This window comes from Zoogloea ramigera, from assembly GCF_006539865.1.
In the GTDB taxonomy this organism is placed as follows: domain Bacteria; phylum Pseudomonadota; class Gammaproteobacteria; order Burkholderiales; family Rhodocyclaceae; genus Zoogloea; species Zoogloea ramigera.
In genome coordinates, this window is the sequence record NZ_BJNV01000065.1 from 1 (window position 1) to 24,566 (window position 24,566).

General features: G+C 68.4%; 23 protein-coding genes. 7 read left to right on the plus strand and 16 right to left on the minus strand.

Annotation, left to right across the window (positions count from 1 at the left end):
* Positions 1-300: 300 nt before the first annotated feature.
* The 9 genes from ZRA01_RS16100 to ZRA01_RS16140 all read right to left on the minus strand — a co-directional run bounded on the left by ZRA01_RS16100 (position 301) and on the right by ZRA01_RS16140 (position 11,475).
* On the minus strand, positions 301-2,055 hold the full coding sequence (locus tag ZRA01_RS16100; protein ID WP_141354067.1) for a type VI secretion system Vgr family protein: 1,755 nt from the start codon (positions 2,053-2,055) through the stop codon (positions 301-303).
* Between the two features lie 27 nt (positions 2,056-2,082).
* The gene (tssH, locus tag ZRA01_RS16105; RefSeq protein ID WP_141354069.1) at positions 2,083-4,767 is read right to left on the minus strand and encodes a type VI secretion system ATPase TssH; all 2,685 of its coding nucleotides are present in this window, start codon (positions 4,765-4,767) and stop codon (positions 2,083-2,085) included.
* Between the two features lie 26 nt (positions 4,768-4,793).
* Positions 4,794-5,825 carry a type VI secretion system baseplate subunit TssG gene (gene tssG, locus ZRA01_RS16110; RefSeq protein WP_141354071.1) on the minus strand — a complete coding sequence of 344 codons (1,032 nt, stop codon included), beginning with the start codon at positions 5,823-5,825 and terminating at the stop codon, positions 4,794-4,796.
* Positions 5,789-7,621: a type VI secretion system baseplate subunit TssF gene (gene tssF / locus ZRA01_RS16115; RefSeq protein ID WP_141354073.1), complete on the minus strand. Its 1,833-nt coding sequence runs from the start codon at positions 7,619-7,621 to the stop codon at positions 5,789-5,791. Before tssF ends, tssG begins: the two co-directional genes overlap by 37 nt.
* Positions 7,618-8,100 carry a type VI secretion system baseplate subunit TssE gene (gene tssE, locus ZRA01_RS16120; RefSeq protein ID WP_141354075.1) on the minus strand — a complete coding sequence of 161 codons (483 nt, stop codon included), beginning with the start codon at positions 8,098-8,100 and terminating at the stop codon, positions 7,618-7,620. Before tssE ends, tssF begins: the two co-directional genes overlap by 4 nt.
* A gap of 58 nt (positions 8,101-8,158) precedes the next feature.
* A complete protein-coding gene (locus ZRA01_RS16125) occupies positions 8,159-8,695 on the minus strand; it encodes an Hcp family type VI secretion system effector (protein ID WP_141354077.1) in 537 nt (178 codons plus the stop codon).
* 27 nt (positions 8,696-8,722) lie between these two features.
* A complete protein-coding gene (tssC, locus tag ZRA01_RS16130) occupies positions 8,723-10,216 on the minus strand; it encodes a type VI secretion system contractile sheath large subunit (protein ID WP_141354079.1) in 1,494 nt (497 codons plus the stop codon).
* The gene (tssB, locus tag ZRA01_RS16135) at positions 10,213-10,725 is read right to left on the minus strand and encodes a type VI secretion system contractile sheath small subunit (RefSeq protein ID WP_141354081.1); all 513 of its coding nucleotides are present in this window, start codon (positions 10,723-10,725) and stop codon (positions 10,213-10,215) included. The genes tssC and tssB overlap by 4 nt, the downstream gene beginning before the upstream one ends.
* Before the next feature lie 99 nt (positions 10,726-10,824).
* A complete protein-coding gene (locus tag ZRA01_RS16140) occupies positions 10,825-11,475 on the minus strand; it encodes a tetratricopeptide repeat protein (protein WP_246093703.1) in 651 nt (216 codons plus the stop codon).
* A gap of 183 nt (positions 11,476-11,658) precedes the next feature.
* On the opposite strand from ZRA01_RS16140, the gene tssJ reads away from it, so the two are divergent.
* The 4 genes from tssJ to ZRA01_RS16160 all read left to right on the plus strand — a co-directional run bounded on the left by tssJ (position 11,659) and on the right by ZRA01_RS16160 (position 15,595).
* Positions 11,659-12,252, plus strand: a complete 594-nt coding sequence (tssJ, locus tag ZRA01_RS16145; protein ID WP_170182997.1) for a type VI secretion system lipoprotein TssJ — start codon at positions 11,659-11,661, stop codon at positions 12,250-12,252.
* A 13-nt stretch (positions 12,253-12,265) separates the two neighbouring features.
* Positions 12,266-13,609, plus strand: coding sequence for a type VI secretion system baseplate subunit TssK (gene tssK / locus ZRA01_RS16150; protein WP_141354086.1), 1,344 nt, complete (start codon positions 12,266-12,268; stop codon positions 13,607-13,609).
* Complete coding sequence (icmH, locus tag ZRA01_RS16155) at positions 13,606-14,379, plus strand: type IVB secretion system protein IcmH/DotU (protein WP_141354088.1); 774 nt, start codon at positions 13,606-13,608, stop codon at positions 14,377-14,379. Before tssK ends, icmH begins: the two co-directional genes overlap by 4 nt.
* Positions 14,380-14,809: 430 nt before the next feature.
* The gene (locus tag ZRA01_RS16160) at positions 14,810-15,595 is read left to right on the plus strand and encodes a PA14 domain-containing protein (protein WP_141354090.1); all 786 of its coding nucleotides are present in this window, start codon (positions 14,810-14,812) and stop codon (positions 15,593-15,595) included.
* Between the two features lie 182 nt (positions 15,596-15,777).
* Here the strand turns inward: ZRA01_RS16160 and ZRA01_RS16165 are convergent, their stop codons facing one another.
* Positions 15,778-17,202: a hypothetical protein gene (locus ZRA01_RS16165; RefSeq protein ID WP_141354092.1), complete on the minus strand. Its 1,425-nt coding sequence runs from the start codon at positions 17,200-17,202 to the stop codon at positions 15,778-15,780.
* A gap of 95 nt (positions 17,203-17,297) precedes the next feature.
* On the opposite strand from ZRA01_RS16165, the gene ZRA01_RS16170 reads away from it, so the two are divergent.
* The 3 genes from ZRA01_RS16170 to ZRA01_RS16180 all read left to right on the plus strand — a co-directional run bounded on the left by ZRA01_RS16170 (position 17,298) and on the right by ZRA01_RS16180 (position 19,980).
* Complete coding sequence (locus ZRA01_RS16170) at positions 17,298-17,924, plus strand: 3'-5' exonuclease (RefSeq protein ID WP_141354094.1); 627 nt, start codon at positions 17,298-17,300, stop codon at positions 17,922-17,924.
* Between the two features lie 378 nt (positions 17,925-18,302).
* On the plus strand, positions 18,303-19,565 hold the full coding sequence (locus tag ZRA01_RS16175; protein WP_141354096.1) for a putative Na+/H+ antiporter: 1,263 nt from the start codon (positions 18,303-18,305) through the stop codon (positions 19,563-19,565).
* Positions 19,566-19,575: 10 nt separating this feature from the next.
* Positions 19,576-19,980, plus strand: coding sequence for a YbaN family protein (locus ZRA01_RS16180; protein ID WP_141354098.1), 405 nt, complete (start codon positions 19,576-19,578; stop codon positions 19,978-19,980).
* A 17-nt stretch (positions 19,981-19,997) separates the two neighbouring features.
* On the opposite strand, the gene ZRA01_RS16185 is transcribed toward ZRA01_RS16180, so the two are convergent.
* The 6 genes from ZRA01_RS16185 to ZRA01_RS20580 form a co-directional block, all read right to left on the minus strand.
* Complete coding sequence (locus ZRA01_RS16185; RefSeq protein ID WP_170182998.1) at positions 19,998-20,687, minus strand: PEP-CTERM sorting domain-containing protein; 690 nt, start codon at positions 20,685-20,687, stop codon at positions 19,998-20,000.
* A 627-nt stretch (positions 20,688-21,314) separates the two neighbouring features.
* Entirely contained in the window at positions 21,315-22,235 is a 921-nt protein-coding gene (gene cas6 / locus ZRA01_RS16190; RefSeq protein WP_141354103.1) for a CRISPR system precrRNA processing endoribonuclease RAMP protein Cas6, read from the minus strand.
* Between the two features lie 4 nt (positions 22,236-22,239).
* Positions 22,240-23,457, minus strand: a complete 1,218-nt coding sequence (gene csx2, locus ZRA01_RS16195; protein ID WP_141354105.1) for a TIGR02221 family CRISPR-associated protein — start codon at positions 23,455-23,457, stop codon at positions 22,240-22,242.
* Between the two features lie 91 nt (positions 23,458-23,548).
* Positions 23,549-23,848 carry a CcdB family protein gene (locus ZRA01_RS16200; protein ID WP_141354107.1) on the minus strand — a complete coding sequence of 100 codons (300 nt, stop codon included), beginning with the start codon at positions 23,846-23,848 and terminating at the stop codon, positions 23,549-23,551.
* The gene (locus ZRA01_RS16205) at positions 23,848-24,090 is read right to left on the minus strand and encodes a type II toxin-antitoxin system CcdA family antitoxin (protein ID WP_141354109.1); all 243 of its coding nucleotides are present in this window, start codon (positions 24,088-24,090) and stop codon (positions 23,848-23,850) included. Before ZRA01_RS16205 ends, ZRA01_RS16200 begins: the two co-directional genes overlap by 1 nt.
* Before the next feature lie 134 nt (positions 24,091-24,224).
* Positions 24,225-24,527, minus strand: a complete 303-nt coding sequence (locus ZRA01_RS20580) for a hypothetical protein (RefSeq protein WP_170182999.1) — start codon at positions 24,525-24,527, stop codon at positions 24,225-24,227.
* Positions 24,528-24,566 lie beyond the last annotated feature (39 nt).

A 24,566-nucleotide genomic window follows, 5' to 3' on the forward strand; every position in this document is an offset into this window, starting at 1 on the left:
GCGTCAAGAGGATTGATAAAGAAAATCTGGAGACACCCTGTCATCGTAACGATCGTTCCAGCGACAACACCCACGTCCGTCCAGACGATGGCGCTACCGACCGCCGAAAAACAGACACTCCTCACCATCGGGTGCAATTGTGTAGCCGCCTGCCCCAGAACGATGTGAGCAAACTCACCCTGGCCGGGCAGGCGCCCGCTGACGACACTGGGACCAGCCGCAACCCGACAGGGCAAGCTCAGCTTCGTGGCTGTGGCCGACGCGATCCGTGTCGCCCTGCTGGTGCTGAAGATTTTCGAGCTAGAGGCGGTTGGCCTGACCGGCTGTGTCCGGCGCTTTGTGAACCTGACTTTGGCGGTCATTAAAAACAAACGGATTGCAGACGCCCAGCTCGCTGCCGCCGGTAGCGGGCGCCTGGGTACTGATGCCAGACAGGCCGACGCCATGAGCCTGGGCTGCTAGTACGCCGGGAACGCGGGCTAGCGCGGGGTGCACGGCGGCACTGCACTGTCCATCGTAGAAGGCGCCGATGACGACAGGCCGATCCGGATCGCCATCGAGGAAGGCGACGAGGACATCCTGCCCCTGCCGAGGTGTCAGCACCCCCGCCCCTCCGCCGCCCGCCATCGGCGTGATGACGCGCAACCAGGCGCCGGCGGAGGCCTCGTCCGCCCCAACGGAATGCCCGCGACCGCCAGCCGGCTCGCTGCCATGCTGGCGTGAAAACTGCACCCGGATGCGCAGGCTGCGATCGGCGTGAGTGGGCTCACCACACACGACGACGACGGCAGTGAGCGGACGCACGGCGTCAGGGCGCGGATAGAGCGGGCGGCCGGCCGCATCAAGGGCAAGCGGACGCCATGGCAGCAAGGGCCGCTGGGCGACGAGGCGATTGCGATAGAGCTCGGCCGGCTTGGCGAGCGGCGCTTCGGCGCTCTCATCGGGCTCCATCGGGCCGAGGGCCACGAGAAGTTCGGAGAAACGCTCCGTCAGGTCGTTGCGTGCCTGGTGGTGGACAGCCGTGACGAGGAATTCGCGGCCCTCGGGTGCATCGAGCGGGTGCTCGGGATGATCCACCAGCACGAAGCGGAGACCAGGGGCTGCACTACGCAGCGTGCCTTCGCCGTCGTAATGAGCCGGGAGGGCGTCGATGGGGCGCGGGCAATCGGCTGCGGTGGGTCGCTCACGGGAGCTGGCGCCATGCCAGGCGGGGGCATCTGGTGTGACGCCAGCCTCCACATGGCTCGATGCCGTTTCCGCGCTGGCGGACAGACTGCGGCAGTCCCGGCTCGCGGCGTGATCCCCGATGCCGCCCAGCGGACGGTGGGCGCTCCAGCGGTCCAGGCTGTCTTCGGTGAGGGTGGCGCCCACCGGGGTGAAGCGGACCTGGGCGTTGGCGCGGAAAGCGTCGCCATGATCCGAGATCACCAGGGTGTGGCCGCCCAGGCCATCGCCATCGCCCGCCGCGTGCTCGAAGTGGCAGCACAAGCCTTCATCGACCAGCAGACGCCGGACGAAGGCGAGGTCGCTCTCCCCATACTGTACACACATGCCGCGCCGGCGGTAGCGGGCCGGGTCGGCCAGATCCCAGCGCCAGACTGGCGCGAGCCGGCCCCGGTCACGCCAGGCGGCGAAGACCGCGTCGACGATCTCCACGACGGTCTTGTCCTGAAAAAGTGAGCTGTCACGATTGTGGCCGAGAAAGGCGAGCCAGGGCTCGATGATCAGCCGGTAGCGGGCAAAACCCCCGTTGGCACCGAGCCGGGTGATCTGCGTGATGTGGCCGTGGAAGGGCCTCGGCACGCTGCACGCGGTGGCCGTCCGCAGGTCGAGCCGGGCAGGCTGGCCGAGCAACTCGGCAAGACTCGAGGCGACATCGGCAGCCAGCGCCGTGAGCTGGATGCGAAAGCCAGCGTGCCCGGCCACGGGGCCGAGGGACTCGTCGATGCGCGCGCTCTCCGCCAGCAGCACATCCGGGCCGGCGGGCGTGGTGAGCGTGAGGAGGCGGGCGTGCTGGCGCCGGCCGGCACCGGGAAGATCGGAAAGGCTTGCCATGATGGTCTCGTGTCGGGAAAGGGGCGGCTACTTGATGGCGTACTTGAAGTCACCCTTCCGGCCCGCCGTGACGCGGACGCGCTGCACGGCCTCGCCCTCGGCCATTCGGGCCAGCACCGCCTCGGCGATCTCGGGCAGAAGGGTGCCGTTGAGGATGTGGTCGACATTGCGGGCGCCGGAATCGACCTCGGTGCAGCGCGCCAGTACCGCCTCGACCAGCGCAGGATCCCAGCTGAAGCTGGCCTTGTGGTTGGCGGCGATGCGGTCGCGGATACGGCCGAGCTTGAGCTCGATGATGCGCGCGAGCACCTCGTCAGAGATCGGGTAAAAGGGCACCACCTGCATGCGGCCGAGGAAGGCCGGCTTGAAGGCCTTGAACAACACCGGGCGCAGCGCCTCGGCGAGGGCCCCGGCGGCGGGCAATTCTTCTGCCGGCCGGTTGAGGCAGACCTGCATGATCTGGCTCGAGCCGACGTTGCTGGTGAGGATGATCAGGGTGTTGCGGAAGTCGATCTCGCGGCCCTCGGCGTCATCGAGCACGCCCTTGTCGAAGACCTGGAAGAACAGCTCGAGTACGTCCGGGTGGGCCTTCTCGACCTCGTCAAGGAGCACCACGCTATAAGGATTGCGGCGTACCGCCTCGGTGAGTACGCCACCTTCGCCGTAGCCCACGTAGCCCGGCGGCGAGCCCTTGAGGCCGGAGACGCTGTGGGCCTCCTGGTATTCGCTCATGTTGATGGTGACCAGCTTGCGCTCGCCGCCATAAAGGATGTCCGCCAGGGCCAGCGCGGTCTCGGTCTTGCCGACCCCCGACGGGCCGACGAAAAGGAAGACCCCCTTCGGCTTGTCGGGGTCTTCGAGGTTGGCGCGGGCCGTGCGCACCCGCTGGGCGATGGCTTCCAGGGCGTGGTCCTGGCCGATCACCCGCGCCTGCAGCAGGGGCTGGAGGCCGAGCACGGTGCGGATCTCGTCCTTGACCATCTTGCCCAAGGGGATGCCCGTCCAGGCGGCGACGATCTCGGCCACAACATGGCCGTCGACCTGCAGCGGCACCATCGGCGCGTCGCCCTGGAGCTCGCGCAGGCTGGCGAGGGCTGCGTCGAGCTCGCTGGTGGGCTCGCCGGCCGAGGGCTTGCGGGACCGCCCTCTGGGTTTGGGGGTGTCCGGCACGCTGGCGGCCTCCGCTTCGGCAGCGCTGCGCAACGCGAGAATGCGGCCGACGAGGGCCTTCTCGGCTTCGGAGCGGGCCTCGAGGGTTTCAAGATCGTTAGTTAGCGAGGCGATCCGGGCCTGCAGCTCGGCAATCCGGGCATCGTGCCGGGGGCTGCTGGCGGCTTCCCGCTCGAGGGCGGCCAGCTCGGCGCGGTCGCGGAAGATGCGCTTGGCGGTTTCGTCGACGAGGGCCGGCTTCGCCCGCTGGCCCAGGGCCACCCGGGCGCAGGCGGTGTCGAGCACACCGACAGCCTTGTCGGGCAGCTGGCGGCCGCTGATGTAGCGGCTGGAGAGGCGCACCGCCTCGGTGACGGCTTCGTCGAGGATGCGGATGCCGAAGTGGGCTTCCATCAGCGGCACCATGCCCCTCAGCATCGCCGCGGCCAGGGCCTCGCTCGGCTCCTCGACCTTCACCACCTGGAAGCGGCGGGCCAGGGCAGCGTCCTTCTCGAAGTACTTTTTATACTCGGCCCAGGTGGTGGCGGCGATCGTGCGCAGCTCGCCCCGGGCCAGGGCCGGCTTGAGCAGGTTGGCGGCGTCGTTCTGGCCCGACTGGCCGCCGGCGCCGATCAGGGTGTGGGCTTCGTCGATGAACAGGATGATCGGCCGCGGGCTCTGGCGAACCTCGTCAATGACGTTCTTGAGGCGGTTCTCGAACTCGCCCTTCACGCTCGCGCCGGCCTGCAGCAGGCCCAGGTCGAGCACGTGGAGCTCGACGGCGGCCAGCGATTCCGGCACGTCACCGGCGGCGATGCGCAGGGCCAGGCCTTCGACCACCGCGGTCTTGCCGACTCCAGCCTCGCCGGTGAGGATGGGGTTGTTCTGGCGCCGCCGCAGCAGGATGTCGATGAGCTGGCGGATCTCGCCGTCGCGGCCTATCACCGGGTCGAGCTGGCCGTCGCGGGCGCGGCGGGTGAGCGGAGTGGTGAACTGCTCGAGGGCCGGCGAACGCAGTTCGGCGTGCTGGGCGGCGAGCAGCGGATCAGGGTTCTCGCCGCCGGGTGCCCGGGCGTCGCCGGCCGCCGCCTCCATGGAGCCGGCGGTGAGGCGGTCGAAGTGGTGGCGGAGCTCATCCACCGGCAGCCCGGCGAGCAGGCGCGAGCCCCGCGAGGCGAGCTGGGCCAGATCGGGCGCCGTGAGCAGGGCCAGCAGCAGGTGGCCCGAGCGGATGCGGGGCAGCCGGGCATCTAGCGAGGCGATCAGCCAGGCCTGCTCGAAGAGCTTGGGGAGGTGGGCCGAAAACACCGGCGTGCGGCCGTTGCCGGTCTTGAAACGGTCGATCTCGGCGTGCAGTTCGCGCTCCACGCCGGTGGGGCTGATGGCACAGCGGCGCAGGATGCAGTGCAGGTCGCAGCCGTTTTCTTCGAGCAGGGCCAGCAGCAGGTGTTCGAGATCGACCTCGTAGTTGCCCCGGGCCATGCACAGGCCGGCGGCGCGCTCCGCGGCCTGGCGGCAGGTGTCGTTGAGTTTGCTGATCAGGGTCTTGAGGGAGTTGCTCATCGGGTCGGCTCTCGGGATGGGGCGGCTCAGTCGGAAAAGGGGGCGAGGTAGGCGAGGTCGCTGCGGTCGGCCGCGGCGAGGCGCGTCAACACGAAGCTGTCGTGGCCGAGCCGACAGCCGGTGGCGGCGCCGAGCACGCAGGGCGCGACGTCGGCGGCCCGCAGGATCGGGCGGATCTCATATTCGAACTGCCCACCGGCGGCCAGGGACAGCAGCCTGGCGAGGGCGGTGGCCAGCTCGCCCCGGGGCAGGAAGGCCAGGTAGCGCGCCCGGGGCAGCGGCCCGATGCGGACACGGATGCGCAGGTTGCACTGCCAGACCCGTTCACCGACGAGGGCGTCGCGGCCCAGGGTGAGGCGGCCAGCGCCGAGCTGCGAGCGCTGGGCCGGCGGCAGCACATACCAGCGCCCGACGAACTGCTCGATCTCGACCCGCTCACTGAAGTAGCTGCCGAGCACCCGCTGCAGGGCTTCGGCCGACATGGGCCGCTGGCGCAGCAGGCCGGCGAGGCGGGCGATGGATTCGTCGTCGATGGCGCCCAGGCGCCCGCGCAGGCCGGCCATGCCCAGCCCGGTGAGGGACAGCAGCAGAGGCAGGAAGCGATTGCGGCGGTCCATCTCATATTGGACGGGCAGCCGGTATTTCTTCCAGGCCCGGTAAAAGTGCCCCACCGAGCGGTTGGTGAACAGGTCGAGAAAAGCCCGCCCGGCGGTGTCCTTGAGGTGGCGCTCCCGGTGGATGACCTGCTCGGTGTAATGGGTGGGCAGGGCGCCGTGGACGCCGAGCATGCCCATGAAGGCCGGGGTGATCTCGACCCGCTCGAGCCGGGTGTCGCCCTCGCCGGCCGCGTGGCTGGCTTCGATGCCGTCCACCTGGCTGGGCGCGAAGCCGAGACGCAGGGAATTGCGGAAGCGGATACGTTCGGACACCGCGTCGCCCCCTTCGCCCCGAAAGGCGAGCTCGTACAGCCGCACGAGCTGGAAGAACTCGTAGCGCTCGGGGGACTGCCGGCTGTCGGCGATCAGGCCAGCATCGAGTCGCCGCTGCGGGGTGCGCATCGGATCAGTTCCTCCCCGGTTTGCCCCGAGACGAGCACCAGCTGCGTGAAGCTGTTGAGCCCGGCGTAGAGCCCGAGAAAATGGTCGATGCAGCGGGCAAAGACATGCAGGCCGCCACCGACAAAGCTGGATTCATCCAGTGTCAGCCGCACTTCCAGCCCACGCACGAAGCAGGCAAAGGGCTGGCCGGGCATCCACACGGTCTGGCTGGAATGCTCGATCGCCCGCAGGCCTTCGATCTGCCGGCGCGTCGTGGCGCTGCGCGGGAGGTCGTAGAGGGCGAGCATCTCCTGGAAGGCCGCCAGGCCGCTACCGGTAAGGGACAGATGGTTGAGCGCCAGGTGCGAGACGAGCCGCCACTGGCCGTCGCCGCGGTGGTCGAAACGCCAGGGCTGGGTGGGCTTGCGCAGCAGGCGGATGCTGCGGACGCTGGCGCCACCTTCCAGAAAGAGATCGCCGGACGGCGCGCCCACCGACATGAAGGTGGGCAACTCCCGGTTGGTGCAGCTGAGCTGCAAGCTGAGCACGTCGGTCCTGGGCTGCACCGGATCGAAGCCGGCATCGACGATGGAGAGGGAGGTTTCGTAGCCCGGGCTGCTCTCGGCCAGCAGCGGGTCCCGCTGGGCGAACCAGTAAAGGGCGCCCTGCTCCGGCGTCTCCCCGTGGCGGAGCGAGAAGAAGGGCCGGAATTCGGTGATCGTCTCGCCCTGGGCGGTCTGGCGCACCCGCTTGACGCTGTCGATGGAATACACCTCGTAGGCGAAGGCCCGGCGGCCATCCGCCACCACCGGATAGGCCGCGGAGCGGTGGGTGACGCGGATCGGGTCGCCCCGCTGGCTGAACAGATTGACCACCGGCACGCAGCCCAGCCGCAGGTTCTGCGGGCCAAGGGTCTGCAGCAGGCGCGAGGCGTCGCTGTCGGCCCGGAGCTTGCCTAGCGCAAAATGAAAGTGCAGGCGCGGCGCGGCCCGCAACCCGGCCGGCAATGCGGCCAGGTCGAGATCGAAGAAGTTGAATTTTTCGGGGAAGCAGAAGTATTCGGTCAGATGGCGGTAAGCACCGTGGGCCGCCTCCGGCATATCAATGAGGGATTCGTCGGGCGCAAAGCCGACCTCACCGACAAACCCGTCGCGGACCGGCAGCCAGCGGCCGTCCTCACCTTCGGCAAAGACCTTCAGGCAGCGCAGAAAGAGCGCGTCCCGCAACGCGGAGGCGACCGAAGGCTCGGCATCTATATAGAAGCGGACGCGGCCGCAGGCCCCCAGCCCAGCCTGCTCCCCCTCACCCTGCAATGCCAGCAAGAAACTCAGCCGAGCCTGGCAGCCGATCGGCAGGCGCACCTCGCCCGGCGCCACCGCCAGGGGGTCGAAGACGAGCCCGTCGATTGCCAGCGGCGGCAGGCGGACATCCCAGGCCGTCCGGAACTTGCAGACCGCGCCCTTGATCGGGCGGGACTGGAGCTCGGTGCCCCGGGGCAACAGCGCGGCAGCCGAGAGCGAGCTGCCGGCCGGCTCGAAGTGGGCAATCGAGCAGCTCGGGAACGGCCGCAGATAGTGCGGGTAGAGGACGCTGAGCAAGGCCTCCGTGAACTGGGGGTAGGAATCCTCGAGCTTCTTCGAGACGCGCGCCGTCATCAGCGCGAAGGATTCGATCATCCGCTCCACGTGGGGGTCGTCGCAGCCCTCGCCGGACAGCAGCAACTGGCCCGCCAGCTTGGGATAGCGTTCGGCGAACTCCCGCGAGTGGCTGCGCAGGAAGGCGAGCTCCCGCTCGTAGTAGGGGAGGAGATCCTTCATGGCGCCACCACCGCGCGCCGGGCCCGGCTGACGGAATATTGCAGACTGGTGGGCCGCAGCAGGGCATCGAAGGCCACTGGCTCCTGAGCCGGGTTCACCACCAGCACCGCCCGGATCGAGAAGTGCAGCGCGTTGATGGCCTGGCGCTGGAGTTCGAGCTCGACCCGCACGTCCTGCAGCCGTGGCTCGTGGAGGGCGACGGCCCGCTCGATGCCGGTGCAGATGCGCTGCCGGTCATGCACGCTGGCCAGGCTCAGGCCGGCGAAGTCGGCCAGCCCGAAGCCCGCGACCGAGGCCTGGGCCATGGGGAAATCCTGCGCCAGCGCCGCGTCGAAGACGACGCGGGTGTTGAGCAGGGCTTCGAGATCCCGCGCCACCGAGTCCTTGAGCTCGTCGAGGGACAGCTTTCGACGCACCGCCGCCAGGGGCGGATCGTCGAACAGCTTGTCGAACAGGGAGGGTTCGAATCCCTTGATCATGAGGGCGGCAGAGGAGTGTCGTGGGCCGGGCTCCCGCCTTGCCTGGCGGGAGTGGGGCTCAGGTCAGGTTGGGCGTGTTCTTGGCCAGGTTCCAGGCGCCCTGGATATTGACCTTGCCCGACTTGCTGCCGTCGATGTTGAGCTCGTCGTAAGTCCATTTGACCGCCGAATACTTGAGCGAGAAGGTCTCCTTGGGGATGCCCTCCTCGCTGACCGTCGGCGACACCGAGGCGATGATGACGTTCTTCAGCTCGATCTTGAGGTACTGGTGACGGGTCTGGTTGGACGAGGGGTTGCCGGTGGAATTGCGGCCGCCGAGGGCCCGGTAGAAATAGATGATCACATCGTTAACCACCAGGCCCGACGAACAGGCCTGGTAGAGCTTGGGGCTGGCGCCGTCGATGTCCTTGGTGAACAGCATCTCGCCATGCTCGACGCGCTCGGCGGTGTGGCCGCCGGCGGCCGACGCGGTGGCCGACTTGGGCTGGCGCATGGTGTGGCTCCAGCTGTAAACCTCGACGGTGTCCTTGTGCTTGGCATCGCGGGAGTCGCCCTTGATGTCGCTGCCCTTGAACTCGACGTAGATGTCCTTCATTTTTTTGCTTCTCCTTTAGCTGGGCGCTCAGTTCTTGCCGGACGGCAGCTCGGCCACGAGCCGCAACGACACCGACAACTCGTCGAGCTGGAAATGGGGCCGGATGAAGGACACCGCGCGATACACGCCGGGCCGGCCCGGGACCTCGCTGACCTCGATGGACGCCTCGCGGAGCGGGAACTCGGCCTTGGTCTCCTGGGACGCCGAGTCGTCAGTGGTGACGAACTTGTCGATCCAGCGCTGCAGATAGGCCTGGATGCCCGTCGGGCTGGCGAAGCTGCCGATCTTGTCGCGCATCATCGCCTTCATGTAGTGGGCGATCCGCGACACCGCGAACATGTACTGGAGCTGGGCCGACAGGGCCGCGTTGGCATTGGCCGCGTCGGTGTCGTACTTTTTGGGGCGCTGGGCCGACTGGGCGCCGAAAAACGCGGCGTAGTCGGTGTTCTTGCAATGCACCAGCGGGATGAAGCCCAGGTCGCTGAGCTCCTTCTCGCGGCGGTCGGTGATCGAGACTTCGGTGGGGCACTTGAGGGCGACCTCGCCGTCGTCGGTACGGAAGGTGTGGGTCGGCAAGTCTTCGACGAGGCCGCCGCCCTCGACACCGCGGATCGCCGCACACCAGCCGTAGTTGTCGAAGGCGTCGGTGAGCCGGGCCGCCAGCGCAAAGGCGGCGTTGCACCACAGGTATTTGTCGTGGTTGGAGCCGTCGACCTCCTCGACGAAATTGAAACCCTCCGTCGGCAGCCCGTCGAGGGGGTTGTAGGGCAGGCGGCCGAGGAAGCGCGGCAGGGCCAGCCCGACGTAGCGGGCGTCCTCCGATTCGCGGAAGGCCTTCCACTTGGCGTACTCGACGGTGTCGAAGACCTTGCCCATGTCCCGCGGCTTGCCGAGATCCAGGTAGGACTCCAGGCCGAACAGCTGCGGGGCGGCCGCCGTGATGAAGGGCGCGTGGGCCGCCGCCGCGACATGGGACATCTGGTCGATGAAATACATGTCCTCGGGCTGACGGGTGAGCTCGAACTGGCCGATCAGGGCCCCGAAGGGCGCGCCGCCGAAGGTGCCGAACTCTTCTTCATACACCTTTTTGAAGAGGGCGCTCTGGTCGAAATCGATGGCCGACTTGAAGTCCTTGACCAGCTCGCGCTTGCCGGCGTTGAGCAGCTTGATCTTGAGGTGAGTGCCGGTGGAGGTCTGGCTGCAGAGGTAATGCAGGCCCGTCCAGGCGCTCTCGAGGGCCTGGAACTCGGGCGCGTGCATGATCGCGCTGAGCTGTTCGGAGATCAGGCGGTCGAGCTCGGCCACCCGGGCGTCGATGGAGGCCGCCAGGTTCTCGGACACGACGACCTCGCCTTCGAGCACCTGGTTGACCAGCTCGCCGATGATGTCCCGCGCGCGGGACTTCTCCTGCTCGGATTGGGCGATGCGGCTCTCCTCGACGATCCGGTCGAGGAGACCGGCCCCCAGCAGGCCGGATTCGGTGGGTGCGGCGGCAGCGGCGCCTGCTTGTGCGGTGCTCATTGCTCGCTCCCTTCCGGCTGGGCGGCGCCAGGCGCCCGCAGATTCTCGGTGTTGGCCAGCACTTCGCCCAGCAGATCTTCGAGCTTCTCGTTGCCGGCCAGCTTGTTGCGCAAGTCGGCGAGCCGAGCGCGCGCCTCCTGCAGCTTGCGCAGGGGCTCGACCTGCTGGACGACCGCCTCAGGGCGGAAATCGTCGAACTGGCGGAAGGTGAGGTCGACCCCCAGCTCGCCGCCGTCGGCCCCCAGGCGGTTCTCGACGCGGAAGGCTGCCCGCGGCGCCAGCGCGCCCATGACGTCGTCGAAGTTGTCCATGTCGACATTGACGAACTTGCGGTCCCGCACCTTGCCGAGGGGCACCTGCGACTGCGCCGCAAAGTCACCCAGCACGCCCACCACGAAGGGCAGCTCCTTCATCTCGATCGCATCGCCGACCTCGACGTCGTAGGTCAGCTGAACCCGCGGCGGACGAACCTTTTCGAGCCGCTTCTGCACGCTATCTTTTTTCGCCACATCCGTTCTCCAGAATGTTTGGGCCGAGACATCCCACGGCGGTCGAAGGCCCGATGACCGCCCGACGATCACCCCCGGGCCTGCCCCGGGGGCCTTCGCTTACTTCAGTGCGCCAAACGGATCGCCGCCCGACGGAGCTGCCTCGGCCGCAGCCGGGGCTGCCGGCTTGCGCGAGCCAGCGCGGCCACGGCCCTGGGACGCACGCTGCGTCGCCGCGGCATTGCGCGACCCGACGGCCTCCGCCTTGCTGGCGGACGGCGGCACCAGGACGCTTTCGCCCAGGGTCTCGCGCATCACCTTGACCAGGCCGATCGCGTCGGTGCGCGCATTGCCCTTCAGCTCGACATCGCTGCGCAGCTCATTGAGGGACTGGGTCGCGACGCGCAGGCCAGCCACGGCCCGGATGCTCTTGGCGGTGCGATCGGCCGGATCGCGCTGCAGCACCTCCTCGGCCGAGGTGATCGCCTGGGCGTAGTTGCCCGCATCGAAATGGATCTTTGCCTTGCGCGCCCAGGGCTCCTTGCGTTCGGGGTTCTTCGCGGCCAGCTCGTCGAGCGTCTTGAGGGCATCTTTCTGGTTGCCCTGCTGGAGCAACGTATCCACCGACCGGGAGGACTGCTCGAACACGGCGGCGAACTCCTCGGGCTTCAGGGAAGCGTTATTGGCGGCGCAACCGAAAAGCGCGCCGGACATGCCGACAACGGCGGCAAAAACGAGATTTTTTGTAGTACGCATGGGCTCCTCACACATGGATGGCTCGCATCATCGCCGCTGGATCCAGAAGCGGTTGCTTTGACGCAAGCCGCATAGTACATTTAACTTGGATGCTGTATCAATATTCACCTGACACCCCAAGCATAGCACGACATTCCATGAAGAAAACAAATGGGCATACCATTTAGTCATACAGAAAATCAATCATCCTGGAGGTGGTTGAGCTGGGTTGCCGTTTCGGCCATCCTGCTCGCCTGGCTCCCCGGCTGCGCTGCGCTGGGCGCGGTCGGCGCAGCCGCCGGCGCCATCGATCGGGTGATGGACGTGGCCGGCGTGGGCAAGGGGCGTGACGCGGAGAGCAACAAGCCGATTGAGGTGGCGATGAAGATCCATGCGGGTGAGCGGCTCAACGCCAGCGGCAGTGGCCAGCCCCTGTCGCTGGTGCTGCGGGTCTACTCGCTGCGCTCGGCCGAGCGCCTGAAAGCCCTCGCCTACGCCCGGCTGTCGGCGCCGGAGGGCGAGCGCGAGGCCCTGGGCGAAGACCTGGTCGCGGTGCGCGAGCTGGTGCTGCTCCCCGGCAAGTCCTACGCGCTCACCCTCAAGATGCCCGGTGAAACCAGCACGATCGGTGTCACCGGGCTGTTCCGCGCCCCCTACGCCGACCGCTGGAAGCTCGCCTTCGATGCCCGCAAGTCCGCCGACAGCGGCATCGTGATCGGCGCCCACGCCTGCGCGCTGACGGCCAGCGCCGGCACCCTCGTCACCGACTCCGGCCCGGCAGCCTCGCTGGTGGGCGTGCAATGCAACCGATAGGCAGATCGATCCCATGAACCAGGCCAAACCCCTGTGGGCCGAAGGGCTCTTCCTCAGACCCCAGCATTTCCAGCGCCAGGACGCCTACGCCGAAGCCCTGAGCCGCCACGCGCAACTGGCCGCCAACCCCTTCGCCTGGGGCATCCGCGCGCTCGAGCTGGACCACGAAGCGCTGCGCAGCGGCCTCCTGCGCATCACCCGCATCGACGCCGTGTTCGCCAACGGCGACGCCCTCGTCGCCCCGGGCATCGACCAACTGCCGCCGCCCTTCACCCTCGAGACTGCGGTGGCCGAGGACGGCGCCGCCGATTTCTGCGTGGCCGTCCGGCACCTCGACCCCAACGGCCACAACTGCACCGACACCCCCGACGGCCCGGGCCAGACGCGCTACCTGCTCGTCCCCCGCGAGAGCATCGACCTCTTCTCCGACGCGGCCGAGGCCGAAGTCGTCACCCTCAGCAAGCTAACCCGGCTCAAGGCCGGCCACGAGCCGCTGGACGAATACCAGGCCCTGCCCGTCGCGCGCATCCGCCGCACCGCCAGCAACGGCTTCGAGCTCGACCCGGCCTTCGTGCCGCCAGCCCTCAGCATCCACAGCGCCCCGGCCCTGTTTAACCTGCTGCGCCGCCAGCTCGATGCCCTGCGGGCCAAGGTCGACGCGCTCTACGGCCTGCACCGGGAACCGTCCAAGAACATCATCGAGTTCCGCTCGGGCGACATCGCCTCGTTCTGGCTGCTGCACACCGCCAGCAGCGCCTGCGCCGCCCTCACCCACCTGCTGCGCAACCCCGCCCTGTCGCCAGAGCGGCTGTTCCACGAGCTGCTGCGGCTGGCCGGCGGGCTGCTCACCTTCTCGAAGGGCCACAGCCTCAACGACCTGCCCGCCTACGACCACGCCCAGCCGGGCCCCTGCTTCGCGCGCCTCGACGGCCTGATCCGCGAGCTCCTCGACACCGTGATCTCCACCCGCTACTTCGCGATCGCCCTCGCGCAGCCCAAACCGGCCTTCCACACCGGCCGGCTCGATTCCGACAAGATCGACGGCAACACCGCCTTCTTCCTGTCGGTGTCGGCCGCGCTGGCGCAGTCCGAGATCATCGAATCGGTGCCGCTGCGCCTCAAGCTCGGCGCCCCGGACGATGTCGAAAAGCTCGTCCTGTCAGCCATGGCCGGGGTGCGGCTGCGCCACGCGGCCCAGGTGCCGGCAGCCATCCCGGTGCGGCCGGGCGCCTGCTACTTCGCCCTCGACGCCCACGGCCCGCTCTACGACCGGATGCTCAAGGCCCAATCCATCATGATCTACGCCCCCGAGAGCTACCCCGACCTCAAGCTCGAACTCATTGCCATCACGCCATGACGACCGCCCCCAGCCTGTTCTCCAGCCCCGCGCCGCTGCGCCCCAGCACCGCCGCTGCCGCCGCCCCGGCCCGCAGCCTCGTCGACCTCCTCTACGACGGCTTCTACCTGCTCACGCTGCTGCGCAAGCACAGCATGCCGGCCGACGCCGACGCCTTCTCGGGCGCCATCCAGGGCTTCCTCGACGACTTCGAACGGGCCGCCCTGAAGGCCGGCTTTGCCAGCCAGGACATCTTCGACGCCAAGTACGCCTTCTGCGCCGCGGTCGACGAGGCCGTGCTGGGCGCCCGCACACCGATCCGCGACGCCTGGGAGCGCCGCCCGCTGCAGCTCGCGCTGTTCGGCGAGCAGCTGGCCGGCGAGAACTTCTTCGAGAAGCTTGAGGCCGCGCGTAACGGCGGCGCCAGCCGCATCCAGGCCCTCGAGGTGTTCCATCTGTGCCTGCTCACCGGCTTCAAGGGCCGCTACCTGCTCGAAGGCCCCGAGAAGCTCAAGTACCTCGTCTCCCAGCTTGGCGAGCAGATCACCCACATCAAGGGCAAGGCCCCCGGCTTCTCGCCCCACTGGGCCCCGCCGGACCAGATCGTCAACGCGATCCGGCGCGAGATCCCCCTGTGGATCATCGCCGCGGTGCTCGCGCTGGTCGGCCTCGTCAGCTACCTGGGGCTCGAATGGCAGGCCCGCAGCCAGGTGCGCGAAACCCTCGCCGGCTTCACCGACATCGTGCAACTGGCCCCACGGCCGCCCACGCTCACCCTCACACTGCCCTGAGCCAGGCGCACCGCGGCTCGCCCACCCAGCGAATCGCCCAGCTGGTCGAGCAGGGCCACACCCGCACCAAAAGCCTCGCCGACCCGCGCCCGCCGCTGGCGCAGGGCGAGCCCACGCGGAGGGTGTGCGGGAGGCGCCGGCGGTGTGATTCGGGGGCACATCAGCCGTTCAGGGCACCACAAACCGTCGGAAAAATTTACACCAGCGCCCTGGCGACGCCGCCCGCCCGGGGCAGCCCATTGATAACTATAAAAACTCACCAAAAGGAACAAATAATGCTTGGATTAATCGCCACCCTTCATGGCGATCAACCCAGAAAATCTCGAGGCTGCAGCGCCAGCCTCAAGAATTCCTCTTCGTCATGGGGGCCACACCCTTTGGCCGCCCTCGGGCGCTCTGCCTGACGAACCCACTTGATGGAGAGGCACCCATGAAACCCGCTGCAAAGATCCTCCTCGCCGCCACATCCGCGCTGCTGATCAACGTGGACGCCCTGGCCGCCGCCTACACCTTCGCCACGCCCAACCAGGCGCTCCCGGCCAGCCTCGGCAACGGCCTGACCGGGCAGCTGTGGACCAACGTCAATCCAAACACCGACACCCTCGCCCAGGCCCAGGCGATCATCGGTAGCGGGGTTGCCACCGCCAACTTCCGCGCCACCACCATCGACTACCCGGTCGGCGCCGCCGGCTACACCTCGGTCTCCGCGACCTACGGCGCCGTCCTCGACCCCACCGCCCAGGCCACGCTCGACAACACCAGCGTGCTCACCGACGACGTGCTCAACACCGTCATGCGCTTTGCCGGCTTCTTCGGCGTGCAGAACGCCGGTGAGGTGTGGACCTTCCACATCCCGTCCGACGACGGCAGCGCGGTGGACATCCAGGGCACCCGCGTGCTGAACAACGACGGCATCCACGGCTTCACCGGCCCGACCACCACGGTCGAGTTCAGCGCCCCGGGCCTCTACGCGATCAACGTGCTGTTCTTCGAATCCCAGCCCAGCGAGTGGGGCCTCGAATTCCGCGGCGGCCTCGACGGCGCGGCCACCACCACCGCCCTCACCGACCGCCTGTACACCCTGGTCGACTACGCCACCCCGGACGACGAGCGCCTGAACACCATCCAGGGCAGGGTTCCCGAGCCCGGCATGCTCACGCTGCTCGGCGCCGCCCTGCTCGGCGCCTTCGGCTTCCTGCGGCACGGCCGCCGATAAACGCCAGCTCGAAACGGAGGTGCCCGCCCGGGCGCCTCTGCAAACCACGCTGCGCCCTCTTGAGAAACATGAAATGTTTCTCCGTCCACGCCGAGGCCGGCATGGCCTTGGAATGCTCTCAAGGAAACCCGGGGCCGCTCCAAGCCTCCTTGCCTCCCCACGGGGCTCGGCCCGGGGGGCGCTCAGAGCACCTCCAGCAGTTTCATGAAGTTCCGCTTGCGCTTCCACTCGAGGCGGATCCCGGCCAGCTCTTCACCAAACATCCGTAACCGCCCCTGGGCCGCCCGCAGGTTGCGGATCGCCTGCACCACCGCGGCGGCCTCTTCATAGCTGGATCTGTGCGTGCCGGCCTCGACCGCGTGGGGCAGCAGCCGACGATACACGGCGATCGCCTCGTCCGGATGGCTGCGGCCGCGCAGCTCGGCCACCTGGCGCCACAGCCTCACCGACACCGGGCCGCCCTGGAACACCTCCCAGGCCTGGTCCGCGTCGCCCTCTTCCAGATGGATCTCCAGCAGCGGGTCGCGCGCCCGGCCGGCCCAGCGGTGGCGCGTCTCGGCGGGTTTCGCCTCCTCGGCCCGCACCGCCGACCACAGCAGCGCGAAGGCTTTCTCCCGCAGCGCATCCCGGCGCCCGATGGCGTCGGCCAGCTGCATCAGTTCCATAAAGGCGCGGCAGCCCGCCTGGCGCACGAAACGCTCCCAGGCCAACACTTCCGCGCGGGCATGATCACCCCGCGCCAGCAGCAGCTTGATCGTGAAGTTCACCAGCGGATAAGCCCCCGCCGGGTCGAAGGCGGCCAGCCCCTCGTCCGCCCACTGCAAGGCCTCGTCGAGCCGGCCGTGCGCCTGGCAAAACTCCGCCAGCGCCATGAAACGGTCGTAAGCCGAAAGGTTGCGGGCCAGCGTGCGGATCACCGCGTCCGCGTCGCCGCTCGCCTTCACCCGGCCTTCCATGATCCGCTCCAGCATGCTCCGCCGGCGGTCCCTGGGCAGCAGCCGATCGGCCGGCGTGAGCGCCGGCAGCGCCGCCCAGGCCGCCTCCACCGCCTGCCAGTAGGCGGCCCGCCCTTTCTCGCCGAGGGCTGCGGCGTAATCTTCGAGGGGATCGGCCCGGAACCCCCAGCCGTCGTCGAGCTGGCGCTCCAGCAACTCACGGCCCAGCACCTCCCCGTCGGGCCGCAACGCGATGCAGGCCCGCAGATGGATGCTGTGCAGGGCCTGGACCGCCGTGTACAGGTCATCGGAGTCGTGGATCTCGGCGATTGCGCTTTCCGCCTCGCCGATGACCTCCTCGATCAACCCGATGAGCGCCGGGTCACCGTCGGAAATGCGCGCCTCCAGCATACCCACCGCATCTTCGATGCGCCCCACCAACGCGTCTGCATCGTCGTCACCGTATACGCTGTAGCCGTGCCACCTCACGCTGGGCAGCAGGAGCGCCCTCAGTTGCGCCAGCCCTGGCTGCGCGGCCACGGCAGCCCGCAGCTGCAGCCGCTGGCAGAACCCTTCGTCGCGCACCGCGGCCTCCAGCAGCAGCGCCCGCAAGGCCGCCGCGTCGAGCCCGTCCAGCCATGCCGCGATTTCATCAAGCACGTCCGTCTCCATCTGTTTTCCCTGTTTACAAAGCCATAGGCTGACACGATGCCGCTTCCTGTGGCATAAGGGCAAGCCGTCCGGAAAGCCTCGCAGGAACCAACAGCATGGAACGTGTAGCCGTCATCGACTTTGAAACCACCGGCCTGTCGCCCGCCATGGGTGACCGGGCGACCGAGATCGCCGCGGTGATCCTGGAGGGCGGCCGGGTGGTGGACCGCTACCAGAGCCTGATGAACGCCGGCGTGCGGGTACCCGCCCACATCGAGGCCCTGACCGGGATCAGCAACGCCATGCTCCGCGAAGCGCCGCCCGCCTCCGACGTGATGCGCGCGGTGGCCGATTTCGTCGGCGACAGCCCGCTGGTGGCCCACAACGCCGCCTTCGACGCGCGCTTCTGGGACGCCGAGCTCGCCCGCATCACCCGCAAGCGGCAGCAGGAGTTTGCCTGTTCCCTGCTGCTGGCCCGGCGCCTGCTGCCCCAGGCCCCCAGCCACAAGCTCGGCGCGCTGATCGAATTCACCCGCCTGCCGGTGGCCGGCCGCTACCACCGGGCCCTCGCCGACGCCGAGATGGCCGCCAGCCTGCTGCTGCGGCTGGAGGCCGAACTCGTCGCCCGCCATCAGGTGGCCGAAGTCTCCCACGCCCTGCTGCGCACGATCCAGGCCGCGCCCAAGCACCAACTCGAACGCTGCCTCGCCCGGCACCGCCAGGCCGCCCCCGCCGACGCCTGAACCCACGCCGGCCCCGCCTCGTCACCACACGGGGCTGCATCCACGTTTCGCCCGTGGTGTGCCGCACTCAACCGCCACCCGGGCCGCGGGCGAGTGCAGGAGGCGCCCCCGGAGGCCGGGCTTGCCGGCCAGGCCATCCCGCTCCACCCGCCCTCGGGCAAGGCCAGCGGCAGACCATCTGCCCACCAGCACCCGCCTCGAAGCGAGCCCCCGCAGCCGCCTCGCCCCCCGGTTCCGGCGAGCGGCTCCACCCGCATAGCGGAAACGTCGGGCCCGGGCTGGCACAATAGGGCCTGCCCGGCATCGCAACCTTCGGCCCGGCTGCGGCTCAAAACATGGGCCCGCGCCTCCGACCGACCCAACCCCAACCCGCACACCATGTCTCCTGCCGTCACCGCCCCCGAACTCGTCGCCGCCGTCTGCTTCGGCCTGGCCGTCCTGCACACCTTCTCCACCGGCCTGTTCGCCCGCCTGGCCCACAGCCAGCCACGCCATGCCGGGCTGTGGCACCTGCTCGGCGAGGTCGAGGTGGTCTTCGGCTTCTGGGCCTTCGTGCTGTTCGCCGCGCTGTTCTGGCTGAGCGGGCAGGCCGCCGCGGTGGATTACGTGGAGGGGCGCAACTTCACCGAACCGCTGTTCGTCTTCGTGATCATGGTGATCGCCGCCAGCCGACCGATCCTGGTGAGTGTCATGCAGCTGGTGGACAGCCTCGCCGGACTGCTGCCCAACGCGCGGCCTGTGGCGGTGTTCTTCCTGTGCCTGGGCCTGGTGCCCCTGCTCGGCTCGGTAATCACCGAGCCCGCCGCGATGACCCTCGCCGCGCTCATGCTGCGCGACCGCTTCTTCAGCCAGGGTCTGTCCACCCGCCTCAAATACGCCACCCTCGGCATGCTCTTCGTGAACATCTCGATCGGCGGCACCCTCACCCACTTCGCCGCCCCACCGGTGCTGATGGTGGCCGGCCCCTGGCAGTGGGACACCCCCTTCATGTTCGCCACCTTCGGCTGGAAGGCGGCGCTGGCGGTGGTGATCAACGCCAGCGTGCTGTCGCTGCTGTTCCGCCGCGAGCTCACCGCCAGGGGCCTCGGCCGCGAAGCCGGCACCGAGCCGATGCCCCTCACCGTCGCCGCCATCCACATGGCCTTCCTGGTGGGCGTGGTGGTGTTTGCCCATCACCCGGTGGTGTTCATGGGCCTGTTTTTGTTCTTCCTCGGCTACACCACCGCCTACGCCCGCCACCAGAGCCCGCTGATCCTGCGCGAAGGCCTGCTGGTGGCCTTCTTCCTGGCCGGGCTGGTGGTGCTGGGCGGGCTGCAGCAGTGGTGGCTGCAGCCGCTGCTCACCGGCATCGAGCCCACCGCGCTGTTCTTCCTCGCCACCGGCCTCACCGCCATCACCGACAACGCCGCCCTCACCTACCTGGCCTCGCTGGTGCAGGGCGTCTCCGACGAGTTCAAGTACGCCATCGTGGCCGGGGCGGTCACCGGTGGCGGCCTGTCGATCATCGCCAACGCCCCCAATCCGGCCGGCATCGCCATCCTCAAGGTGGGCTTCGACGAGCAGGCGGTGAGCCCCCTCAAGCTGCTGCTCGCCGCCCTGGCCCCCACCAGCGTCGCCGCGCTGGCCTTCCTGCTGCTGTAGCCCCGGGCTGATGGACCCCCGCATCCCCCGCACTTCCCGCAGCCTCGCGCTGCACAAGGCCCTGCTCACGCTGGCCGGCAGCGTCGCCCTCGGGCTCGGCCTGCTCGGGGTGATCCTGCCCGGCCTGCCCACCACGCCCTTCGTGCTGCTGGCCGCCGCCTGCTTTGCCAAGGCCTCGCCGCGGCTCCACCAGCGCATCGTCGCCAACCCGCTGCTCGGCCCAATGGTGCGCGACTGGGAGGCCAACCGCTCGCTGCCCCTCAAGGTCAAGCAGATCGCCATCGGCAGCATGGCGATCATGGTCGGCCTGTCCGCCTGGCACTTCGCCGGCCGGCCGTGGCTGCAGGGCGCGCTCATCGCGCTGGGGGTGATCGGGGCGGTGGTGGTGGGGCGGATTCCGACGCGGCCGAAATAGGCGCCGCCCCCCCCGCTTCAGTTGCGCCGCCGGAAAACACCACAGCCGAAACCGGCGAGCGCCAGCGCCAGCAAGCTCACGGTTCCAGGCTCGGGCACCGCGGTGGGCGCCGTGGGGCTTTGCACCGGGTTACCCCCAGCGGGGCTTTGCACCGAAACCGTCCTCAGACCGGACGCGACGATGTAGGCATCCCCCAGCACGAAGGACTTGATGGTGTTGTCATCCAGGCTGAAACCCCAGTTTTGCCCCCCGTTCTTCGCGTTGGGCGTGGAGATCGACAGGAAGTGCTGGTCGATCAGATTGTCGTTGCTGTCGAAAATCGCCATGTACGGGTTGCCGGAACCGGGGGCGTAGTTCAGGAACGCCAGCACCGACGACACCGGGGTATCGAAGGTGAATTTCATGTGCTGGTTGTGGTCGTTCGGATCATAGCCGTAGTTCAGGCCGGCGTAGTTGAAGGCCTTGCCATCCCACTGGCCGTTCGCGCCCAGGATGTAAGGCGACGTGGACCAGCCATACATCGAATTCACATAGGTCGATGTCCAGGTAAAGCCGTTCTCGCTCACCGGTGCGTTGGAATACTGCCCCAATGGCGAAATGGCACTGGAAACCGCTGCGCCGGCATCAATCGTATTCACCACCGCGGCATGTGAAAGGCAGGAGGAGGCCAGCAGAATGGCGCCGGCCAGTGATTGGATGTGTTTCATGAGGAGCTCCTTGCGGGATTGGAAAATCGTGGAAATATCCTGGCAACTCATCGAGAAACGGCCTCGGAATTGATGTTTTTTTGAATCCACGAGGTTTGGCCTCAAACCTTTTCATTTTTAGCAATTTCGATGCCAAGCACTCCGAGAACCGGCGCCTGGCGCTAAAAATCAGGGAATGGGCGCTCGAGGCCCGGTTTGCCACCGTCCTGAGGGTGATTATTTTTTAAAAATTCCGACACCCACGGCGATCGCGGAGGGTGGCCGGGCAGGTCGCGTCAACGCAACGCGACCCGACATCGCTTGGGAGCACCCGCAGGTGAAAACCCCGCCCGCATGGGGCGCTTGGGTAATAACGGGTTGATGTGGCGTGGGATCTCCGGCTTGCGCATGAACACTTGCAATAGAGTCTTCGCCGCCCCTCACCTGGAAGGTGACAGCGCTACACGCTGGCTGGCAAACCTGGGCAGCCGCGTGGCGTTGTCGCGAGAGCGCCAGGCCGTCCCAAGCTTTCTCGCGGCCCCCCGGGGGGCGGAAGCACCGCATCGTGGCGTGTCCGTCGCGCCAGACACCCGCCCAGACGCACCAGCAAACGCGTCCAACTGCCGCGTCTAGGATAACGGCGACAGATCAGGCCATCGCCAGCCGGTACTGCCCCATCCCGAACACCGTCTCCTTGCCCACGTGCAGCCATTGGCCCGCGTGCAGCGCCGGCAGAAAGGGGCCCAGTTCGCCCTGCAGCGTCCATTCACCGCAGACACCGCCCAACGCCATGGTGCGTTTCTGGCGTGCCGAGCGGCGTATCCAGTCCTGCCAGTGAAGTTGCCGGGTGTCGCTCACCTCCATCGCCAGGCGCCCCAGATGCTGGAAATCCCAGGCCGGAGCGCAGCCACCATGCACATCGGCCATCAGGGCCGCCCGCCGCACCGCCGCCATCAGCAGGGCGCGCGAGGTCAGCCGCTCCGGCGGCAGGGCGCGGCCGTTCTCCTGCAGGCGCAGGGGGGTGACGAAACTCAGGGTCACGCGCTCGGCCGCGGCCAGCCCAGGCGCCGGCACCACGGGCGAATGCGCCGTGAACTGCCCATCCGCCGGGTCATGCACCAGCTGCTCGCCCTCGGGTGTCTCCAGGCACACCGCCACCAGTTCGGCCCGCCCGTCGCCCGGCCCCACCCCGGCCTGCAGGGCCTGGCGCAGGGCCAAGGTGACGAGGGGCAGCTCGCGCAAACCGCGCCCACACAGCACCACGCAAAAATCCAGAGTCTCTCCCACCTCCAGCGTGCGCTCACCCCAGGCCGGCGGCTCGATCACGTAGGGCGCCGGCATCTGCGAAAAGCGCTGCAGGCTGTGCTCCACCGGCGGTGGCGCAAAGATGCCCGGGTAAGGGCAGGTATGCAGCAGCGGGCAGGCCGCGCAATCGGCCTGCCGGGTCATGCAGGCCAGGCGGCGCAGCGCGTGGCCGAAGGCCCCCCGCAACATCGAGCCCGCATAGGCCGGCAGGTGAATGGGGGCGCTCACGCGCCAGTGGAAACGGTAACGGGCCAGGGGCAGCATCAGCTCACCCCCGCAGCGCGGCGGCCAGCCAGGGCCTGAGCTTGTCTTCGTCGCCAGCCAGGGACACCACGAACTCAGCGGTCAAACGCGTGATCCCCTGGGCATCGACATTGGCCCGCACCCCATGTGCCAGCTGGTTGCGCAAGTACTTCAGGGTACGGAAGCTGCGTTCGCTCTTGCAATCCACCCGCGCGTCCCAAGTCTCCTGCTCCAAGGCCCGTTCGGCCGCCTCCCGGTCCTGCTGGAAGTTGTTCGTGTCGCCGCCGTCCCGCTCCACCCGCGCCGAGATGCGCGACTCGAAGGCGAAAATGCTGGCCCGCAGGTAGTCGGCCTTGGCCAGCGCCTGCTCGGCCAGCTTGCGCTCCCACTCCGAGCGCCGGGCCGAGGTCCGCCAGGCCAGCCGCGCCTTGAGGAGCGGAAAGAACATCCGGCCGGTGGGCGAAGCCGGCGCGGCAGCCCCCTGCCAGAACGAATTGAGCTTCTTCTGGGCCAGCGACAGGTTGCCGACCCGCTCCAGAAAGGCCGCCTCGGCCAGCAGCTTGCCCGCCAGCCCCTCGGCCACCAGCAGGTCGCGGAAGATGCCGTAGTCGCCGTCCTTCTCGAACTGCTCCAGGCAGCGCACCCAGTCCTGCACCTTGAGCAGGCCGCGCAGGCTCACCACTGGCGTCCCGGCCGCACCGCCGCGGTCGAGGGCGCCATAGAAGATCTCGTCGACCCGGGCATGGCCCAGGGCCTGCAGGTAGAAGGCCGACAACAGCCCCAGCATCGGCAGATGGCGCAGCCCGTGGGTGATGTCGAGGTGGAGCCGGTCGTCGGGCCGCCCCAGGCCCTCGGCCAGGGTCTGCAGGATGTCCACCTGCACCCCCTCCTCGAAGCCATAGGGGATCAGCCGCAGCTCGAAATGGCGCCGGCCGTGGGCGTTGAGCTCCGCCTCGACCCGGGCCAGCAGCGCCTCACTCACCTTGTCGGCCGCCACCGCATCGGCCAGCTCGACCCAGGTCGCCTCGTCGCGGGTGGCGCCCAGCACATCGGCCAGCACATCCCACATGCTGCCGGTGGTGCCCAGGATGCGCACCGTATCCACCTCCAGCGCCTCGGCCAGGCCAGCCCCCAGAAAGCGCGTCGTGAAACCGCGCTGGCCGAGCACATAGCGGGTCTCCTCGTAGGCCCCGCCCCGCGCAGCGGGCACCAGGCCAAGAAAGGTGATCAGGGTGGTGGGCATATGGAAGTTCCTGGGGAAAGGGATGACATAGTGCGACGAGGGCAGGCCGCCTGGCGCATTGCCGCGGTCGCGGGCATGAAGTGGGGCTTGTTCAAAAGCCCTGGAACAGGAAATCCACCGCCGCGACGATCTCCGACCGTCGCCGCTCCAGGGAACACACCGGATGCTTCAGAATGGCCAGCGGGACCGCGGCCATGCCCTGGGTTGCCATCACAAACTGCGCCCCCTCGATTTCGAACACGGGGTTGAGCGCTGAGGCATAAAACGGCACCGCCTCCAGCGGGAGCAGCGGGGCCACGACACGCGTTGCAAAATGGCTGTTGATGTCGGCCTGCAGATCCACCAGATAGCCCGGCCCATCCGGGTTTGCATACACGGCAAACCTGGCCATCAGAAACTCCTGTACTTGCCGAGGGGCAATCCGTTCTTCTCGACGTAGGCATTCCAGCATTCGAATGCCTTCTGGTTCTGGGCCACCCAGAGCTCGGCACGTTTCTCGGCGACCGCTCGCGCCACGCCCGCCTCGGCAGCTTGCGAGACGTTGATGCGCAGCGCCTTGGCTTCGGCCAGCAGCGTCTCGGCCAGAGAGACATTGGTCGCCTTCTTGGGGGCTTGTGCGCGGGGGTTTGTCATGATGGAAGCCTTTCTTGATGTGGCAGCTTGATGCTAGCAGGAATGCGCATGGCTACAAACATCGCCACCCGCCACCGACCCCTCGCGCCCGCGCGCCCTGGCCAAAGAAGGCGATCAGGGCGGCAGGCATCTGCTCAGGCGAGCCGGGGGTGCTCCGAGTTGTCGCCGAGGCTGTCGACCGCCGCCTTGGTGACGGCTCCGGCGGCGGCGACCGCACCGACCGTGGTGGCGACCGAGGCCGCGGTGGCGGTGGTGGCCGCCGCGATGGTGGCGGCGGTGCCGACGGCACCGGTGACCGCCCCGAGGGCGGCCCCGACCGCACCGCCGGCTGCGGCTCCGGTGGTGGCGCCGGCCGCGCCGGCGGCGAGCACTGCGGAAGCCCCGCTGGCGAGGCTGGAGAGGATGGTCGGGACGAAGGCGAGGAGCGGGAGGGGCATGTGAATCTCCTGTGTTTTCACGTTGATGTCGTTGCATTC

Coding starts and splice junctions, on each gene's coding strand:
- ZRA01_RS16100 (WP_141354067.1), bottom strand. CDS start 2,055: ATGGCAAGCCTTTCCGATCTTCCCGGTGCCGGCCGGCGCCAGCACGCC.
- tssH (WP_141354069.1), bottom strand. CDS start 4,767: ATGAGCAACTCCCTCAAGACCCTGATCAGCAAACTCAACGACACCTGC.
- tssG (WP_141354071.1), bottom strand. CDS start 5,825: ATGCGCACCCCGCAGCGGCGACTCGATGCTGGCCTGATCGCCGACAGC.
- tssF (WP_141354073.1), bottom strand. CDS start 7,621: ATGAAGGATCTCCTCCCCTACTACGAGCGGGAGCTCGCCTTCCTGCGC.
- tssE (WP_141354075.1), bottom strand. CDS start 8,100: ATGATCAAGGGATTCGAACCCTCCCTGTTCGACAAGCTGTTCGACGAT.
- ZRA01_RS16125 (WP_141354077.1), bottom strand. CDS start 8,695: ATGAAGGACATCTACGTCGAGTTCAAGGGCAGCGACATCAAGGGCGAC.
- tssC (WP_141354079.1), bottom strand. CDS start 10,216: ATGAGCACCGCACAAGCAGGCGCCGCTGCCGCCGCACCCACCGAATCC.
- ZRA01_RS16140 (WP_246093703.1), bottom strand. CDS start 11,475: ATGTGTGAGGAGCCCATGCGTACTACAAAAAATCTCGTTTTTGCCGCC.
- tssK (WP_141354086.1), top strand. CDS start 12,266: ATGAACCAGGCCAAACCCCTGTGGGCCGAAGGGCTCTTCCTCAGACCC.
- icmH (WP_141354088.1), top strand. CDS start 13,606: ATGACGACCGCCCCCAGCCTGTTCTCCAGCCCCGCGCCGCTGCGCCCC.
- ZRA01_RS16160 (WP_141354090.1), top strand. CDS start 14,810: ATGAAACCCGCTGCAAAGATCCTCCTCGCCGCCACATCCGCGCTGCTG.
- ZRA01_RS16165 (WP_141354092.1), bottom strand. CDS start 17,202: ATGGAGACGGACGTGCTTGATGAAATCGCGGCATGGCTGGACGGGCTC.
- ZRA01_RS16170 (WP_141354094.1), top strand. CDS start 17,298: ATGGAACGTGTAGCCGTCATCGACTTTGAAACCACCGGCCTGTCGCCC.
- ZRA01_RS16175 (WP_141354096.1), top strand. CDS start 18,303: ATGTCTCCTGCCGTCACCGCCCCCGAACTCGTCGCCGCCGTCTGCTTC.
- ZRA01_RS16180 (WP_141354098.1), top strand. CDS start 19,576: ATGGACCCCCGCATCCCCCGCACTTCCCGCAGCCTCGCGCTGCACAAG.
- ZRA01_RS16185 (WP_170182998.1), bottom strand. CDS start 20,687: ATGAAACACATCCAATCACTGGCCGGCGCCATTCTGCTGGCCTCCTCC.
- cas6 (WP_141354103.1), bottom strand. CDS start 22,235: ATGCTGCCCCTGGCCCGTTACCGTTTCCACTGGCGCGTGAGCGCCCCC.
- csx2 (WP_141354105.1), bottom strand. CDS start 23,457: ATGCCCACCACCCTGATCACCTTTCTTGGCCTGGTGCCCGCTGCGCGG.
- ZRA01_RS16200 (WP_141354107.1), bottom strand. CDS start 23,848: ATGGCCAGGTTTGCCGTGTATGCAAACCCGGATGGGCCGGGCTATCTG.
- ZRA01_RS16205 (WP_141354109.1), bottom strand. CDS start 24,090: ATGACAAACCCCCGCGCACAAGCCCCCAAGAAGGCGACCAATGTCTCT.
- ZRA01_RS20580 (WP_170182999.1), bottom strand. CDS start 24,527: ATGCCCCTCCCGCTCCTCGCCTTCGTCCCGACCATCCTCTCCAGCCTC.